This window comes from Microcoleus sp. F10-B2 (genome assembly GCF_036704965.1).
Lineage (GTDB): Bacteria > Cyanobacteriota > Cyanobacteriia > Cyanobacteriales > Microcoleaceae > Microcoleus.
The window spans coordinates 17454-32050 of record NZ_JAUBTB010000021.1; the positions used below are offsets into that span (position 1 = coordinate 17454).

General features: G+C 44.5%; 15 protein-coding genes and 2 riboswitches. Of the genes, 6 read left to right on the plus strand and 9 right to left on the minus strand.

The window, feature by feature from the left end:
• Window positions 1–13: 13 nt before the first annotated feature.
• The 3 genes from QUA99_RS10625 to QUA99_RS10635 all read left to right on the plus strand — a co-directional run bounded on the left by QUA99_RS10625 (window position 14) and on the right by QUA99_RS10635 (window position 2626).
• A complete protein-coding gene (locus QUA99_RS10625) occupies window positions 14–1381 on the plus strand; it encodes a glycoside hydrolase family protein (protein WP_333236065.1) in 1368 nt (455 codons plus the stop codon).
• A 223-nt stretch (window positions 1382–1604) separates the two neighbouring features.
• Window positions 1605–2072 carry a hypothetical protein gene (locus tag QUA99_RS10630; protein ID WP_333236066.1) on the plus strand — a complete coding sequence of 156 codons (468 nt, stop codon included), beginning with the start codon at window positions 1605–1607 and terminating at the stop codon, window positions 2070–2072.
• A 275-nt stretch (window positions 2073–2347) separates the two neighbouring features.
• Window positions 2348–2626 (plus strand): hypothetical protein, encoded by a 279-nt coding sequence (locus QUA99_RS10635; protein ID WP_333236067.1) that lies wholly within the window; start codon window positions 2348–2350, stop codon window positions 2624–2626.
• Window positions 2627–2696: 70 nt separating this feature from the next.
• Here QUA99_RS10635 and QUA99_RS10640 read toward each other — a convergent pair whose 3' ends face one another.
• The 9 genes from QUA99_RS10640 to QUA99_RS10680 all read right to left on the minus strand — a co-directional run bounded on the left by QUA99_RS10640 (window position 2697) and on the right by QUA99_RS10680 (window position 11587).
• Window positions 2697–3545 (minus strand): ATP-binding cassette domain-containing protein, encoded by an 849-nt coding sequence (locus QUA99_RS10640; protein ID WP_333236068.1) that lies wholly within the window; start codon window positions 3543–3545, stop codon window positions 2697–2699.
• 115 nt (window positions 3546–3660) lie between these two features.
• The gene (locus tag QUA99_RS10645) at window positions 3661–4527 is read right to left on the minus strand and encodes a methyltransferase domain-containing protein (RefSeq protein WP_333236069.1); all 867 of its coding nucleotides are present in this window, start codon (window positions 4525–4527) and stop codon (window positions 3661–3663) included.
• A 19-nt stretch (window positions 4528–4546) separates the two neighbouring features.
• A complete protein-coding gene (locus tag QUA99_RS10650) occupies window positions 4547–4987 on the minus strand; it encodes a hypothetical protein (protein WP_333236070.1) in 441 nt (146 codons plus the stop codon).
• Between the two features lie 162 nt (window positions 4988–5149).
• A riboswitch (cobalamin riboswitch) is annotated at window positions 5150–5294 on the minus strand.
• Window positions 5295–5332: 38 nt separating this feature from the next.
• The gene (locus QUA99_RS10655; RefSeq protein WP_333236071.1) at window positions 5333–5911 is read right to left on the minus strand and encodes a Uma2 family endonuclease; all 579 of its coding nucleotides are present in this window, start codon (window positions 5909–5911) and stop codon (window positions 5333–5335) included.
• A 208-nt stretch (window positions 5912–6119) separates the two neighbouring features.
• Window positions 6120–7535 carry an ABC transporter substrate-binding protein gene (locus QUA99_RS10660; protein WP_333236072.1) on the minus strand — a complete coding sequence of 472 codons (1416 nt, stop codon included), beginning with the start codon at window positions 7533–7535 and terminating at the stop codon, window positions 6120–6122.
• A gap of 107 nt (window positions 7536–7642) precedes the next feature.
• Complete coding sequence (locus tag QUA99_RS10665) at window positions 7643–9073, minus strand: ABC transporter substrate-binding protein (RefSeq protein ID WP_333236073.1); 1431 nt, start codon at window positions 9071–9073, stop codon at window positions 7643–7645.
• A 583-nt stretch (window positions 9074–9656) separates the two neighbouring features.
• Window positions 9657–10457 (minus strand): cobalt ECF transporter T component CbiQ, encoded by an 801-nt coding sequence (cbiQ, locus tag QUA99_RS10670; RefSeq protein ID WP_333236074.1) that lies wholly within the window; start codon window positions 10455–10457, stop codon window positions 9657–9659.
• Between the two features lie 74 nt (window positions 10458–10531).
• Window positions 10532–10864, minus strand: coding sequence for an energy-coupling factor ABC transporter substrate-binding protein (locus QUA99_RS10675; RefSeq protein WP_333236075.1), 333 nt, complete (start codon window positions 10862–10864; stop codon window positions 10532–10534).
• Between the two features lie 3 nt (window positions 10865–10867).
• Window positions 10868–11587 carry an energy-coupling factor ABC transporter permease gene (locus QUA99_RS10680; RefSeq protein WP_333236123.1) on the minus strand — a complete coding sequence of 240 codons (720 nt, stop codon included), beginning with the start codon at window positions 11585–11587 and terminating at the stop codon, window positions 10868–10870.
• Window positions 11588–11648: 61 nt separating this feature from the next.
• A riboswitch (cobalamin riboswitch) is annotated at window positions 11649–11795 on the minus strand.
• Window positions 11796–11969: 174 nt separating this feature from the next.
• Here QUA99_RS10680 and QUA99_RS10685 point away from each other — a divergent pair.
• The 3 genes from QUA99_RS10685 to QUA99_RS10695 are packed head-to-tail and all read left to right on the plus strand — an operon-like array spanning window position 11970 to window position 14554.
• A complete protein-coding gene (locus QUA99_RS10685) occupies window positions 11970–12731 on the plus strand; it encodes a Uma2 family endonuclease (RefSeq protein WP_333236076.1) in 762 nt (253 codons plus the stop codon).
• On the plus strand, window positions 12731–12970 hold the full coding sequence (locus tag QUA99_RS10690; RefSeq protein WP_333236077.1) for a hypothetical protein: 240 nt from the start codon (window positions 12731–12733) through the stop codon (window positions 12968–12970). The genes QUA99_RS10685 and QUA99_RS10690 overlap by 1 nt, the downstream gene beginning before the upstream one ends.
• A gap of 3 nt (window positions 12971–12973) precedes the next feature.
• Window positions 12974–14554, plus strand: coding sequence for an FAD-dependent oxidoreductase (locus QUA99_RS10695; RefSeq protein WP_333236078.1), 1581 nt, complete (start codon window positions 12974–12976; stop codon window positions 14552–14554).
• Window positions 14555–14597: the final 43 nt, after the last annotated feature.

Sequence of the window (14597 nt, forward strand, 5' to 3'; positions counted from 1 at the left end):
CTAGAGGAAAAATATGAAACCTTCTAACGAATGCTTTGAACTAATCAAAAAATGGGAAGGACTCCATAAAAAGCTTTCTGATGGACGGATTAAAGCATACCTAGATCCGGTTGGGATTTGGACAATTGGTTATGGCTCTATTGAGCATTTGGATCTCAATAGACCGATTGTAGAGGGTGATATTATCACCCGAGAAAAAGCAGAGCGATGGTTACAGATTGAAGTTCGGGAAAAAGCAGAAGATGTTGAGCGCTTATGCAAAGTTTCGCTCAAGCAGTGTATGTTTGATGCTCTTGTTTCCTTCACTTACAACATCGGGATTGGTGCATTCGGTGAGTCAACTCTGTTGCGGGAGCTAAACAAAAGCAATTATGAAGGAGCAGTCAGGGAATTCGATCGTTGGGTACATGGTGAAGATAATGGCACAAGAAGACCATTCCCAGGATTGGTCGATCGTCGAAACGACGAAGAAAAATTATTTCGGCGCGATGGTTTTTCAGATATAGATGCAGCAATAGGCTTTGTCACAAAGCCTAAAGATTTGGCTCAACCGCCGAAGGGAGATTTTCCCTATAAACCTGCTCCCGTACCATTACCGTTCACTCGTACCCTTCAGAAACGACATATTGGAGAAGACTGTTACATACTTAATTGCGCTCTAGCAGGACTCAAATTTCTTCGTTTAGGTTCTCAGCCTAACGAATTTACTGACATTACGGAGAGCGCAGTCAAGCTTTTTCAAACCCGCGAAGTTCTTAGCCGAGTTGATGGAAAAGTAGGGCCAGAGACAAAGAGAGCAATAGAGAATGCTCTCAAACGTGCGCGTGGAGAGATATCTGTACATTCATCTGGGCTAGATGGAGGTGTATACTGCCGTCTCACACGTACACCAAGAGATGCCTACGAAGGACTTGAATGCTGCAAACTCGATTTCGTAAATCCTCAAGGGAATGTAGTTGTTGATTCATTAGACGTTATTTCTGGTGTACCGGGTGCTCAGAGATTTTTAATGTGGGATGATCCTGAAAGTCAACCGGGCAATCTGGCACCTATCCCACAAGATAACTACTACATCTCGGATATCGACTGGGCAGGTGGCAAAGACAATTACAATGCTTCACACCCCATAGATGGAGATGGACTTGGACCTGTATGGGTAGAGCTGGTTAAATCACAAAAGGCTAAAGAAAGTTGTAGGCTAAAGAATATTGGCTGTCGCGATGACTTCGGCTTTCATGCTGATTGGAACTGGATTCAAAGTGGTAGAAGCGCAGGCAGTGCAGGATGTGTGTGTCCTACTACAATTGATGATTTAAGAAAACTTGTGAAATTGCTCCGCAAGTACGATCCACGCCTGTTAGTTGTGGACTGGGGACTGTAGATATTTTTAAACATTTAGGAGGTTAATCAAATGCCACATTCTTCTAGCCTTGAGACTAAACCAAATTCTTCTGAACACGGAAAAGAGTAAGTAAAGTTGAGTTATATGGATGATTAAAGCAGCCGGACGACGTGCTTGTAAAATCTGTTGTACTGACTGTTCTCAGCATAAGGTGCATCTACTTCAAATTGGTGCAAATTTTAAAATGAGAGGAGAATAAAAAATGCAATCTCAATCTGTAATTCCAGAAAAAACAAAATATTTAAAGAATGAAGTTAAAGAATCAAGTCGATCTTCACTTGAGGACAAAAGACAATATTTAGAGAAGGAAGTTAAGGAATTAACTCAAGAAATGACTCGGCTCAGACGAATCAATCGGAACTGGGATGGAGGTTTGACAATTACCACGATCGTTCTTACTTTAATAATTACCCTTTTGTCTACCTGGGATCGAATAGACGAGCAAGACAAAAAGATAGCTACTGGCATTCTAGGCGGAGTTATCGTTGCTATTCAATCAATTGGAAACGCATTTCCCGTTAAACAAAGAGCGGGAGCCTATCGTATTCTTCAAGCGCAAGCTAATAATTTGTTGACTGATGTTAAGTATGTAGAAGGTACAGAAGAATTGAAGGCTCTTGAATCTCAGTTTTATTTATTAAGAAGTGATGCAGCAAAAACTGAAAGCTAGTAGATGGAAATCGGGCATTTTTGTTAATTAATAACAAGAAATATCGCCATATTTATCGCACGCCATCACCCATTTATTTCCTCACTAAATAACCGGAAATGAATCTGGCAGGTGCGATCTCAATTTCTCCTGATTCAACAATTTACCCATTTAATTAATAGTTGACTTTCCTGATGCAAGAAATCCCGGAAAAAATTAATGCTCAATTCAAAAAATGGCATCAGTATGCCTATATTTTCCATTTCATTTATCTGTTTTTGGGAGTAAGTTAAATCGTGTCATCTTTACTTGTGGCGACCTTTGTTGAAGAACTCGGAACTCATCGAACAAAAGTGCTTTCTGCAATTAGCGCAATTTCATTAGCCTTGATTAACACAACAGATGTTAAACGAAAAGGCAATGGGTTTCGTCAAGCTCAAAGACACTTAAGAGCTGAATCAATAAGATTTCACACTGGTAGTAGCTCACCCGAAAAATTAGTGGCAGCTTTCGCCGACGCAGAAGCGATGATAGGAGAAGTAAATTTTGACCCAAAAAAGTTATTTGAGGATTAGAAGATATGCTTACAACTGTTATAACATCTATCATCACAGCTTTGGTAACTGCAATTATTACTACTGATGATTAAAGCAGCCGCCGCGCTTGTAAAATCTGTTGTTGCAACAGCTCAAAAGTGTGCTTTTTTGAGTTATCATCTTTCTCAACGATCGCCCTTATTTGCTCCATCAGCTCGATCGCCAGCGGTACGCCAAGCTGCAATTGTTCCAAAACCTCCCGCTGAGCAAAAACGGTTTCCGGTGTTCCTTCTAAAATTAGTTTTCCTCGATCCATTACAAACACCCAATCAGCCCAGCGGTAGATGAAATCGAGGTCGTGACTTGCTAAAAGGATCGTGGTTCCGGCGCTGTGAATTTGTTGGAGTAAACCGATCAATTGTCGGGTGTGACGCGGATCGAGATAGGCGGTAGGTTCATCTAGCAGCAGCAGTTTGGGCTTGAGAACCATGATATCGGCGATCGACACCCGCTTTTTCTGCCCCAAACTGAGATTGTGAATTGGTTCGCGGGCGAGTTCGCTTAGATCGAATTGGTCGATCGCCTCTTGCACCATTCTCGCAATATTCGGTTCTGCCAAACCCAAATTGTACAACCCGTAGGAAATATCTTCTTCTACCGTCGAAGCTACTAATTGATGTTCGGGATTTTGAAAGACGAGTCCGATTTGTTGGCGCAGTTGCATCAAGGATTTGCGATCGTAGCGAAAGGGTTCACCTTGCCAGCTAATGATTCCCTGTTGCGGTTGATATAAGCCATTTGCTAACAAAAAAAAGGTAGTTTTGCCACAGCCATTTTGACCTATCAGCCCGCACCGTTTCCCAGCGGGGACTTTTAGATTTAAACCCTGAATTGCCACTCGCGAACCGCAGGGATATGAGTAGGAAGTGCGATCGAATTCGAGAATCCATTCAGACATATTCGTTATTTTTTATTTTTTATAGCCTTGTTCCCAGGCTCTGCCTGGGAATAAATACCCGGAGGCTCTGCCTCCAATTACCGATTACCGATTACCAATTTCCATTGTATTTGTGTCAGTTTTCATCTATTTTTGACAACTGCCAAAGTTGAATTTCATAACACAAATGCTGCTCAAAAAGTTGGCCCGCCTCCAATCCTTCAACCACTAGCTTCTTGAACCAGCGACGAAATATCCAACGCAGGAATTTGTGGACTGGAGGAACTGCGATCGCAATCAAATCCGCAACATAAATCATTGTGTTCAGTCCAAACCTGCGGAAAGTATCGACATACAGGTCAATCGTCGGTAAAATATGAGCCGAAATATCCTCAGTTTTTACTACATTGAACCCCGCTTGCATCAATGCAATCTGAAGCTCTTTCACCACGTGACAGTTAGAAAACATTCCCTCTGTATAGTTAACATCAGAGCGCATCATATCGGCAAGCAGTACATAACCACCAGGATTGAGGGCAGTGGCAGCACCCTTAGCAATATCAACAGCCGACATATACTGGCTACTTTCGCTAAAGAGAATAAGATCGTAGAAATGGGTTGCTTTGAAGTCTTCAAACCTCGTGAGGTGGAAAATTGCCCGATCGCCCGTACACTGAAGAAAGCGCTGTTGTTGGAACGGATCGGGTGCGAGCCCCTCCACTCCAAAACCTCGATCGAGCAAATAAGCCGCATTTCCCCCTATCCCGCATCCTACATCCAGCACGGTTTTGATGTCTTTGGGGATAAAATCCAAGAGTTTATCTGTGTAAGCTTGCTGAGCGACGCGCAATCGTGCGATCGTCAGTTCCTCAGCGGGCACAGGTAGGGTTTTCCAATAGCCGTAGTGAAGGTAGGGCGAATCTGTCAGACCCAAATAGTAATTAAGCGCTGCATTTTGGTAGCGAGTTACTTTGGAAATTTCGATTGATTTTGGCTGCGACATTCGGAAAATTTAGTAAGTTTTAGGATTTTGGGCAGAGTTGAAATTCTTCCCAGCGCTTGCATACCTGTTCATAGCACTCAACAGGAGAAATTGCCAACTTTTGCAACAAATTGATATCAATCTGAGCGTTGGCGATCGACAAAAATATAATTGCTTCCTTTGGTTCGTAGCCAGCAATGATTTGGAGCAGATTTGAAACAGTGTTCTCCTCTATTTCTAGTTGTTGCAAATAAACGGTTGCCTCCAAGTCGGAAATAAATTGCAGATCGTACTTTATAGTATCTACGCTCCAATTCACAGAGCCGTTAATGGGAGTATTGATTTTGCAAGCAACCAAGCCTCGTCCTCGATGCAAAAAACCGTTCCAAGCAGTATGTCCGATCGACAAAATATTCTGATGAATAAACAAGTTTTGCCAGTAGCCAAAACTACCCTGCCAAACACTATCTTCCACTCGCATTTCTTTTCATTTCCCTTAAAATAAGATACCCTTTAGAACACAAATCAAATTACATCAGCGTTCATCTGTGTTTATCTGCTGATATCTGCGGTTAAAAAATCCCAATCCAATAATAAAAAAAATAATAAACTCACCATCATCCATACCTCGCAGATGAAAAACATGATTGTAAACAAATCGGCGGGCATTCTGACTCAGAGAAGCAAAAATCTCCTTACAGTTGCGGGACAGCGCCGGATTCGCACCGAACTTTCCCCCTTGCGTCTGATGGCTGTTCTCCATCAGAGCCGATCGATATACGGGAATATTACCACTATTTGGAACATTTGACAAAAAACCGTCCGCCTATTCACCAAACTCAATATTTTCATACAAATCGGCCAGCGAAATTTCCACAGCAACAGATGTTAAACTCAGCCGATCGCCCATACAGCTATATTCCGAAAAGATCCACTTATTCGCATCAGTTTTAGAGTATTGCTCCACCTGTAGCCGATATTGGTCGATTAATAAATATTCCTGAAAACTAGGAATACTGCGATAGGCAGCAAACTTTTCATCGCGGTCATAAGCTTTAGTACCTTTAGACAGCACCTCAGCAATTAGCAGCGGATTGGTAATTGTATCCGTCCGTCCAGATTGCAGCTCGATCGGTTTCGCCACAACCATCATATCTGGATAAGTATAATTGTTAAGCTGCGGAACCCAAAGTCGCTGATCCGATGCAAAAATACTGTAAGGTTTACCCTTGAGACTCACCCTCAAAATAGCATTTAAGATGCTGGTAATTTCATTATGATTCGGTGTGCTGCCAGCCATCAGAACAATCTCCCCATTGATAAATTCATGCCGATCCTGAGAATTGATTTCCAATTCTAGATATTCCTGGGCCGTGTAGGTTTTGGTTTCAACTGGCGCGATCATACACAACGCTCTCCTTTAATCTACTCATTTCATTTTATATTAAAAATTTTGCTAATTCAACAGAAAAGTAGATTTTAATCATGCTAAGAAACAGGCAAGATGCCTGTTTCACAAAGAGGGAATTTTATTGTGGGGTGGGCAGGAAAGCCCGCCCCTGAAAGACTTATTGAGAATGTGCAAGATGTGAGTGCGATCGCACTTAACAAACTTACCGCAACGGGACAAAGTTATAGCCAGTGCTTCCTCCTTGTTTAACTTGCACTAAAATCGGCTTACCAGCCCGATCGCCTGTGGACAAAAACTTCACATCCTCGCTCGATCCTGCGGCCGAGAAATTCGGATTTCTGAGTGCTTGTTGCAACCCTTCCCGCGTATTGCTTTGCCCCAAGCCAGCGATGACAGCTTGAGTAGCGTCAAAACTCGTTGCGGTTCGCCAATTCACAACGCCTCCCCAACGCTGACTGGCATTTGTAGGAAATGGATTGTTGGGATTAGTTTCAGGATGCCAGGGAACGGGCAAAACAAGCCCGTCAACGTCCTTTTGCCCGTCTTTTAGCGTTTGAAAGGTGTAAAGAGTTGAACTGCTGTAAAGCGCTAATTTGCCTTGATTTGCACGGGCTAGATCGATCGCGCGATCGATGCGATCTACGTGGGATGCTACCATCAATCCTTGTGCACCTTGGCTAACAGCATCCGCGATCGCAGTGTTAGGATTAAATGTCGGCGCTGACAAGTCGCAGACAGTAGGAACTAATCTGCCACCTGATGCTGAAAGAGAAGCAATAAATTCATCCCTAAACGAAGCCTTGCCAGCAGCTTGAGAGTCGTAGCAGAAGGCTATATTGGTTTTGCCGACTTGTTTGACGATATACTCTGCTAAAGGAGCCGTCATCGATCGAGTATTGGGGACTGTCCGAAAAATATAGCTGCCAAAACCTGATAAATTATTCGTACTGCTGGTAGGTGTAATCATCACCAGTTTCTTTTCCTGATAAATTGGAGCGGCTGCTAAAGAGGCATTGCTGTCATTATGTCCGATTACCGCTAGAATTTTGGGGTCATTTGCTAATAGTGCCGCAACTTCTTTTGCAACTTCTGGACTGTTATTGTCATTGACAATTTCTACTTGCAAACCGGCACCGTTAATTCCTCCCCTAGTGTTGATTTCATCTTGAGCTTGGGCGACACCTCGGAGGATTTCTTGGGCGATGTTGGGGTTGCTGCCGCTCGGCACGCTGACGGCAATTTTCAGAGAAGTGCGATCGCTTACTCTCGCATTATTCAAATAGATTACCGTTTCCGGGTCGTTGCGATTTTGTTGCAGCGAAGCCTGAAATTTTAGAACAGCTTCTTTGTAATCTCCTTTGGCAAAAGCTGTAACGCCTGCTTGCTTTTCGGCTGTTGTTTGCGATGTCAGCAATATCTGATTTCCTAAACTCATGCGAGTTGCGATCGCACCCGATGGACTCGCACCCGATGGACTCGTTCCCGATCTAGGTGTATCTGAACTTGTGGATGCGAATAAACCGGGAAGGAACTTGTATGCGGCCAACCCAATTAAGCCGAAAATGATTATAAAAACAATGGGCGGTGGACTTTTTCTTTTGTTAGTATCTTGATACATGATTGGTTCTCCTTATTTTGATATTATTTGGAGCCTCTTCCTCCGGGTACGCATTCCCAGGCTCTGCCAGGGAACAAGAATAATTAGTCCGATCGCACTTAACAAAGTTACCGCAGCGGGACAAAGTTATAGCCAGTGCTTCCTCCTTGTTTAACTTGCACTAAAATCGGCTTACCAGCCCGATCGCCCGTGGGCAAAAACTTCACATCCTCGCTCGATCCTGCTGCCGAAAAACTCGCATTTCTGAGTGCTTGTTGCAATCCTTCCCGCGTATTGCTTTGCCGCAAGCCAGCGATGACAGCTTGAGTTGCGTCAAAACTCGTTGCGGTTCGCCAATTCACAATTCCTCCCCAACGCTGGCGGGCATTTTCTGGGAAACGGCTACCGGGATTAGTTTCAGGATGCCAGGGAACGGGCAATACTAAGCCGTTAACGTCGCTTTGTCCGTCTTTTAAAGTTTGAAAGGTGTAGAGCGTAGTGCTGCCGTAGAGTGGCAATTTGCCTCGATTGATGCGAGCCAGAGAAATGGCACGGTCAATGCGATCGACGTGGGGTGCTACCATCAATCCTTGTGCACCTTTGCTGACAGCATCGGCTAGGGCATTGTCGGGATTAAAAGAGGGTAATGAAAAGTCGCAAACAGTGGGAACTAATTTGCCGCCAGCAGCAGTAAGAGATGCCACAAATTCATCTTTAAATGATATGTTATCCGGTGCTTGGGAATCATAACAAACGGCAATATTAGTTTGACCTGCTGTTTTCACTGCATATTCTGCTAAAGGAGCTGCCATTAAGCTAATATTGGGTACTGTCCGAAAGATGTAGCTGCCAAATCCTGATAGATTATTGGCAAAGCTCGTCGGTGTCACCATTACCAGTTTTTCTCGCTGATAGATCGGAGCAGCTTCGAGAGATGCGTTGCTAGCATTGTGTCCAATTACTGCTAGTACAGTCAGATCTTTGGTCAATGTTTTTGCAGCTTCTCTGACCACTTCTGGACTGTTGTCATCGTTGACAATTTCTACTTGCAGTTTTGCGCCGTTGATGCCACCGCTAGTATTGATTTCATCCTGAGCTTGGGCAACACCTCGGAGGATTTCTTGGGCAACATTGGGGTTGCTACCAATGGGGACGCTGACAGCAATTTTCAAGGAAGAACCATTGCTGGAACGGGCATTATTCAAATAGATAATGGTTTCCGGGTCGTTGCGATTTTGTTGCAGCGATTTCTGAAAATATTGGGCGGCAGCTTGGTAATTTCCCTCAGCAAAAGCTTGAACTCCTGCTTGTTTGTCAGGTGTTGCGTAGGATGTCAGCAATATCTGATTTCCTAAACTGATACGATTGCCAATCGCTCCCGATGCGATCGTTGCCGGTGTAGATGTCGATGTCGATGTCGATGTCGATGGAGGTGTATTTGAATTTTTGGCATTCAATAAACCGGGAAGGAACTTGTATGCGCCCAACCCAATTAACCCGATGGCAATAATAAAAACAATGGGCGGTGGGTTTTTTCTTTTGTCAGTATTTTGATCCATGATTTTTTTGTTTATTTTGATACAGTAATTTTTCCACAAATTACTGTTCACGTCAATTCATTTAATTCATCGATCTAGTTCATAAAAGTCATATTTGTAATAACTGTTGCAGGAAGTGCGATCGCCCTGATTCAAATCCGGCCCGCTAAACTAACAAAAATAGGAAAATAATCAACAATAGCCCTGGACGCGCGGGTACTCAGAAACCGGGTTTTTTACGAGGATACTTGGTTACAACCCGCAGATTCAGTAAAAACCCGGTTTCTTTGCTTGTGATGCGTAAGTCTCGTTGATATTAACCGCCGCCACCGCCACCGCTACTAAGGATCGCGAATTAAATAATTTACACATATTTGTGGGATGGGCGTCCCGCCCGTCTATCGGGGACGGGCGGGACGCCCATCCCACAACAAACAGGAAAAGTGGATTTTATTTAATTCTCATTCCTAATCGTGAATATAATGCAGGACTTACCCACTCCGACCAAAGAAACCGGGTTTTTTACGAAAAGACACGTTATAGCTCGTAGATTCGGTAAAAAACCCGGTTTCTGGCCCCCATTCGTCCAGAAATAACAATAAATTTAGCGTTGAAATACCGCGCTTAACAAAGTTAAAACCGTGCAACCAAACACGGCTTCCAATGTATATCTTCGCGAAGGTTTATAAGGGTAAGAATTCCAAACGCGCAGTTCTCCATTAAAGCCGCGCGACGCTAAACTCAGCGAGACTTGACGGTAGTTTTCCAAAGTTCGCTGAAGCAATTGCCCGATTAAAATGCCTAAACTGTGCATTCCCAGTTTCCAAGTGCGATAGCCGCAGCGGGAGTTTTGGGCTATCCAAAGTTCATCGGCGATCGCCAATAAGCTAAAAATAAACCGATACATTAGTAATAGCAGTTCTGTGACCAACTCTGGACAGCGTAATTGTCTGAGAATCTGCAAGATTTCGGTAAATGGAACCGTCAAGAGGATGAAATACATACAGCTTGTCGATGCGAAGGCGCGGGCAAACAGCAAGCTCACTTGGTATATGCCAGAGCGGCTCACATACAGATAAAAAGTGCCGGTGCTGATGCCCCAACCTTGCCAAATATCCCACCCAATTGCGGGGATACGATCGCCCGCAACCGCACCCAGCGCCAAAGCAGGCAAACTTGTCAGCAAAAACATCAACGGTAGCGACAGCAACCGCAAATACAGTTTCCCCGGAATCCCTGCATAGACGACGATCCAGACGGCCAACCAAAGGGCGATCGACAATTGGACGATCGCCCCAGAAACCAGAGACAGAATTAAAAGGGCGATCGCAAAGGATAACTTGTGAGATGGCGGCAACCCCCGCAAGCGATTTGTATAAGCCAGACTGTCAATCTGATGGTTCATTCCAAAGTCTTCCAGTCCGCGCAGGCGGACTTTGTATGTGCAGAAGCGAATTCTATTCGCCGTTTATTCGCCATTTATTCCGACGGCGATTCATCATCAGATTTATGAGATTCCGTGCGCCCCTTGTACAGCCCGATCGCATACCCAATTACGCCAGCCCCTAGCGCCGCTTGAGTCGCAAACAGCAAACTTTCAATTTCTCCGCTAGCAGGCTCAAAAAAGTGGTTAAACCAAGGTTGATAGTCAGGTTGAATTTCCGCAATCGCTTTCTGTGCTTCCCCATCCGCTCCGCCGTATTCACCCCGGACAAAAACTAGGGGCATAACGGCAAGCGCGATAACAGCAATTACCAACATCCAATTTTGTTGTGAAGTAGCTTGCTGATTTCTTGTGTTTTTTTGACTCACGGCTTATGACTCCTGTCTCAATAATTTCAAAGTTTCCAACTCCGGCTTTCCGTAAGAATGCAGCCAATTCCAGACTAATACAGTCAGCAATCCCTCACTAATCGCCAGGGGTACTTGAGTGATAGCAAAGATGCCAGCAAACTTGAGAAACGAAGCCATAAAACCGCCGCTTGCTGCGGGAAAAGCTAATGCTAATTGAATCGAAGTCGTCACATAAGTCAGCAAATCTGCCAAAGCTGCCCCACAAAAAATTGCCGCCCGCTGCCTGCCAGTTCGCAACAGCAATTGATAGATAAAATAGGCAGCGAAAGGGCCGACAATCGCCATCGAAAACATATTCGCTCCCAGGGTTGTCAAGCCGCCATGCGCTAACAGTAACGTTTGAAACAGCAGAACTAAAGCCCCCAGTACCGCCATCACCGAAGGGCCGAACAAAATTGCACCCAAACCTGTACCCGTTGGGTGAGAACAACTGCCCGTTACCGAGGGAATTTTTAAAGCAGAAAGCACAAAAGTAAACGCACCCGCCAAAGCAAGCAATAGTTTAAGTTCCGGGTGTTCTTTTGTAATGCGAGTAATCGATCGCAAACCTACTGCAAAAAAAGGCAACGCCACCATCCACCAAAACGCAGCCCATTGCACCGGCAAAAAACCTTCCGAAATGTGCATAGCTGCGGCGGGCGTTGCCGAGCCCAAGACAATATAACAACTCAAGCCAGCCATCAATCCCAAGCTGACCAATTTCCGATTTCCGGTCTTCACGCTGAACCTCGCAGATGAGACTATGTAAATTAACACATCGGCGGGCATCCTGACTCAGAAAGCGACATGACCTTCATTACAGTTGCGGGACAGCGCCGGACTTGCACCGAACTTTCCCCGTTTCCTCTAATGGCTGCTCCCCATTAGAACCGAATCGTTAGGCTTAGTATAGTCGATCGCGTAAGTCTCAGCAAATATTTTACAAAAATTCATTCAGATTAACTCAGTCAAAATTACCTATCCTATTTTCTTTTTTTCCTTCGCGTCTTCGCGGTTCGTTCAATCAATACTATCGCCAAACAAATCAACGGTATAATATTAATTAGTTTTGAGGAAAGCCACCATGTTAGATTACAACTTTCCGAGGCACTGGCCCTCAGCCGACGAACTACCAGACTCAGATGAAACACCTGTGGATAACGAACTGCAAGAATTAATACCGGGATTGCTAAAAGCAATCTTGCTGATACTTTGGTCAGAACGCATGGACTGGTTTTTTGGTATAGATATGGGTATTTACCATCACCCAGAAAAACCTGCCATCGTGCCAGATGCTTTCTTGAGTTTAGGTGTAGAAAGATTTTATGATGAAGAATTGCGTCCCAGTTACGTGCTGTGGGATGAAAATGTTTTGCCGACTTTTGTGCTGGAAGTAGTTTCCCCAACTTATCGCAAGGAATACAGCACAAAGTTGGAGGAATATCAAGCTTTAGGCGTACTTTATTACGTCATTTATTCTTCCCGCCGCCGCCGTAAACCCCGTTTGGAAGTACATAAGTTAGTCAATGGGAAGTATGAATTACAGCCAGGACATCCAGTTTGGATGCCAGAAATTGGTTTGGGGATTGGTTGTGAAAGGGGAAATTATTCTGGGGTGACAAGGGAGTGGTTGTATTGGTATGATGCCAATGGAAAACGTTATCTGACTCCTGAAGAACAGGTGAAAGAATCAGCGCAGCGCGCCCAACAGGAATCGCAGCGCGCCCAACAGGAATCGCAGCGCGCCCAACAGGAATCGCAGCGCGCCCAACAGGAATCGCAGCGCGCCGATCGATTAGCTCAGCGATTGCGAGAGTTGGGGATAGATCCTGATAATCTGAGTTGATGGCAATCAAGAGCACCAGACTGACGGACTCTGGACGCTTAGAAACCGGGTTTTTCAACCGAGGTCGATCGTCCTCAACGAAAGCTTTTCTGGAAAAAACCCGGTTGCTGCATCCAGGAATATGTGAATATTTATCGCAAAAATCAGGAAAGATGCAGCTAGATTTGAAAAAAACAGAGAGTTTGACGGAAAACATTGAGATGCAGCTCGAAAAAATGACAATCAGCAGAGGTTATTAAACAATGGTCGTGGATCTGCGTTCTTACGATGTCATCGGCTTTGGTGATGAAGTTCCAGGAGTTCTAGCTGTTATCTCGGCGGCCAGAGAATATCGTCGCCGCACAAAGCGTTATCCGCGAGTTCTGCTGATGTCTAAAGGAAGCTTGCAAGAAGGAATTGGCGGGCATTTGGTAAGAGGCGGCCTTGCTTATTTAGATAGAAGTCAGATTAGTGAAGAACTTCAAAAATCTTTAAATTTAGATATCTTTGGTTCACCGGCGGCAATCTATAAAGAGTTCCTGCAAAAATCCGGTGTCACCGCAATTGCACTTGACCCCCGCAAAGCCAGTGCAGCGCTGAAAGAAATGCTGTTACAAGCTGGAGTCGATATCCTCAGCAAAGTAGAAATTCAATCAGTCAACAAAGAAGGTCAGAAAATTGCCAGTATAACCACATCTAAAGGCATAGTTTATGCCGGCAAGCAATTTATTGATGCCACTGTCAATGCCGAATTAGCTCAAGCCGCCGGCGTGAGAAAGCTGAAGGGATTTGAAACATTTGGTCTGCCTAATTCAGAACTTCCAGTCACCCTCGTTTTTGAAACCCAAGGACTCACTGCAAGAGCACTGAAAGAACTCGATTACATTTATCTCAAACGCTTCACAAACCTCGCCGATTCCGAGAGTCAATATTTTTTGCTGTACGCAGCAGGCAAGGATGCCAAACTAGCAGAAGAACTTCGGCGGGAAATGATCGACACTAGAGGCAATCTCAAAACTCTGTGGGCGGGTAACGATTACATAGATGTTCGCTCGCCGGCTCTGTCTGTAGCTTACCACTCCTTTAGAGGAATAAAACTATCTTTTCCTGAAACCGGCGTAATTTTAGATGAGGGAAATATAGCAATACTTCCAAATCAAAGACTTTCGTGGAATGCGATTTTATTTGCAGTCAGCGCCAGCGAAGCAGAAGCCTTAGCGAGAAGCGGAAGCAAACCCACGGCTAATATGCAAAAGGAGATGTTATTTCTTACAACTTGGCTGAGGAGTTTGGGGGCTACTTCTGTTACTTATGCCTCAGAACTTTATATCCGACACGCCGGCAATGTGACGGGAGTTGTAGAACCTTTAACTGGCGCACAAATGCTGTTAGGTGGCGTACCAGTTAATGAGGCACTGGCAACATTTAGCTATCATTTTGATGTCCGCGGAGGCATCCCGGGTATTGGCGAGAAAGCAAACAGTTTAGGATGGTTTAAAAGTCTGAGTTTTAAACAGCCTATCTTTAATATTGGCATCCGCCACGCATTAATTAAAAACGTTCCTAACCTGGCAGTAGTCAGTCCGTGTTCTGGATTTGAAGGGTTGGCCTGTTCTGTCGGCAGAATAGTTGAATTCAACGCCGCAGTTGGTCAAGGTGTGGGTATCGCTGCGATTAATGCGCTTCTAAATAACAAAAATCTAGCCGATGTATCTAACCGAGAAGTGAGACAAGTTCTCGCTGAAACAGGTCAGCTACCTAAAATTTTTGGAATTCCAAATAATAGTGATGGAATGCTATTGGCGCAATTTGAGAATCTTGTCAGTTCGGATGCTATTGCGTGATATCAATTCCGGTTGCACTCCTCCGGAATTGTTGACTGTTGAA

Excerpts from the sequence above, each read along its gene's own strand:
- QUA99_RS10690 (WP_333236077.1), top strand. The coding sequence starts at position 12,731 with ATGGCAATCAAGAGCACCAGACTGACGGACTCTGGACGCTTAGAAACC.
- QUA99_RS10660 (WP_333236072.1), bottom strand. The coding sequence starts at position 7,535 with ATGTATCAAGATACTAACAAAAGAAAAAGTCCACCGCCCATTGTTTTT.
- QUA99_RS10695 (WP_333236078.1), top strand. The coding sequence starts at position 12,974 with ATGGTCGTGGATCTGCGTTCTTACGATGTCATCGGCTTTGGTGATGAA.
- QUA99_RS10645 (WP_333236069.1), bottom strand. The coding sequence starts at position 4,527 with ATGTCGCAGCCAAAATCAATCGAAATTTCCAAAGTAACTCGCTACCAA.
- QUA99_RS10655 (WP_333236071.1), bottom strand. The coding sequence starts at position 5,911 with ATGATCGCGCCAGTTGAAACCAAAACCTACACGGCCCAGGAATATCTA.
- QUA99_RS10650 (WP_333236070.1), bottom strand. The coding sequence starts at position 4,987 with ATGCGAGTGGAAGATAGTGTTTGGCAGGGTAGTTTTGGCTACTGGCAA.
- QUA99_RS10680 (WP_333236123.1), bottom strand. The coding sequence starts at position 11,587 with ATGGCTGGCTTGAGTTGTTATATTGTCTTGGGCTCGGCAACGCCCGCC.
- QUA99_RS10625 (WP_333236065.1), top strand. The coding sequence starts at position 14 with ATGAAACCTTCTAACGAATGCTTTGAACTAATCAAAAAATGGGAAGGA.
- QUA99_RS10665 (WP_333236073.1), bottom strand. The coding sequence starts at position 9,073 with ATGGATCAAAATACTGACAAAAGAAAAAACCCACCGCCCATTGTTTTT.
- QUA99_RS10685 (WP_333236076.1), top strand. The coding sequence starts at position 11,970 with ATGTTAGATTACAACTTTCCGAGGCACTGGCCCTCAGCCGACGAACTA.
- cbiQ (WP_333236074.1), bottom strand. The coding sequence starts at position 10,457 with ATGAACCATCAGATTGACAGTCTGGCTTATACAAATCGCTTGCGGGGG.
- QUA99_RS10640 (WP_333236068.1), bottom strand. The coding sequence starts at position 3,545 with ATGTCTGAATGGATTCTCGAATTCGATCGCACTTCCTACTCATATCCC.
- QUA99_RS10630 (WP_333236066.1), top strand. The coding sequence starts at position 1,605 with ATGCAATCTCAATCTGTAATTCCAGAAAAAACAAAATATTTAAAGAAT.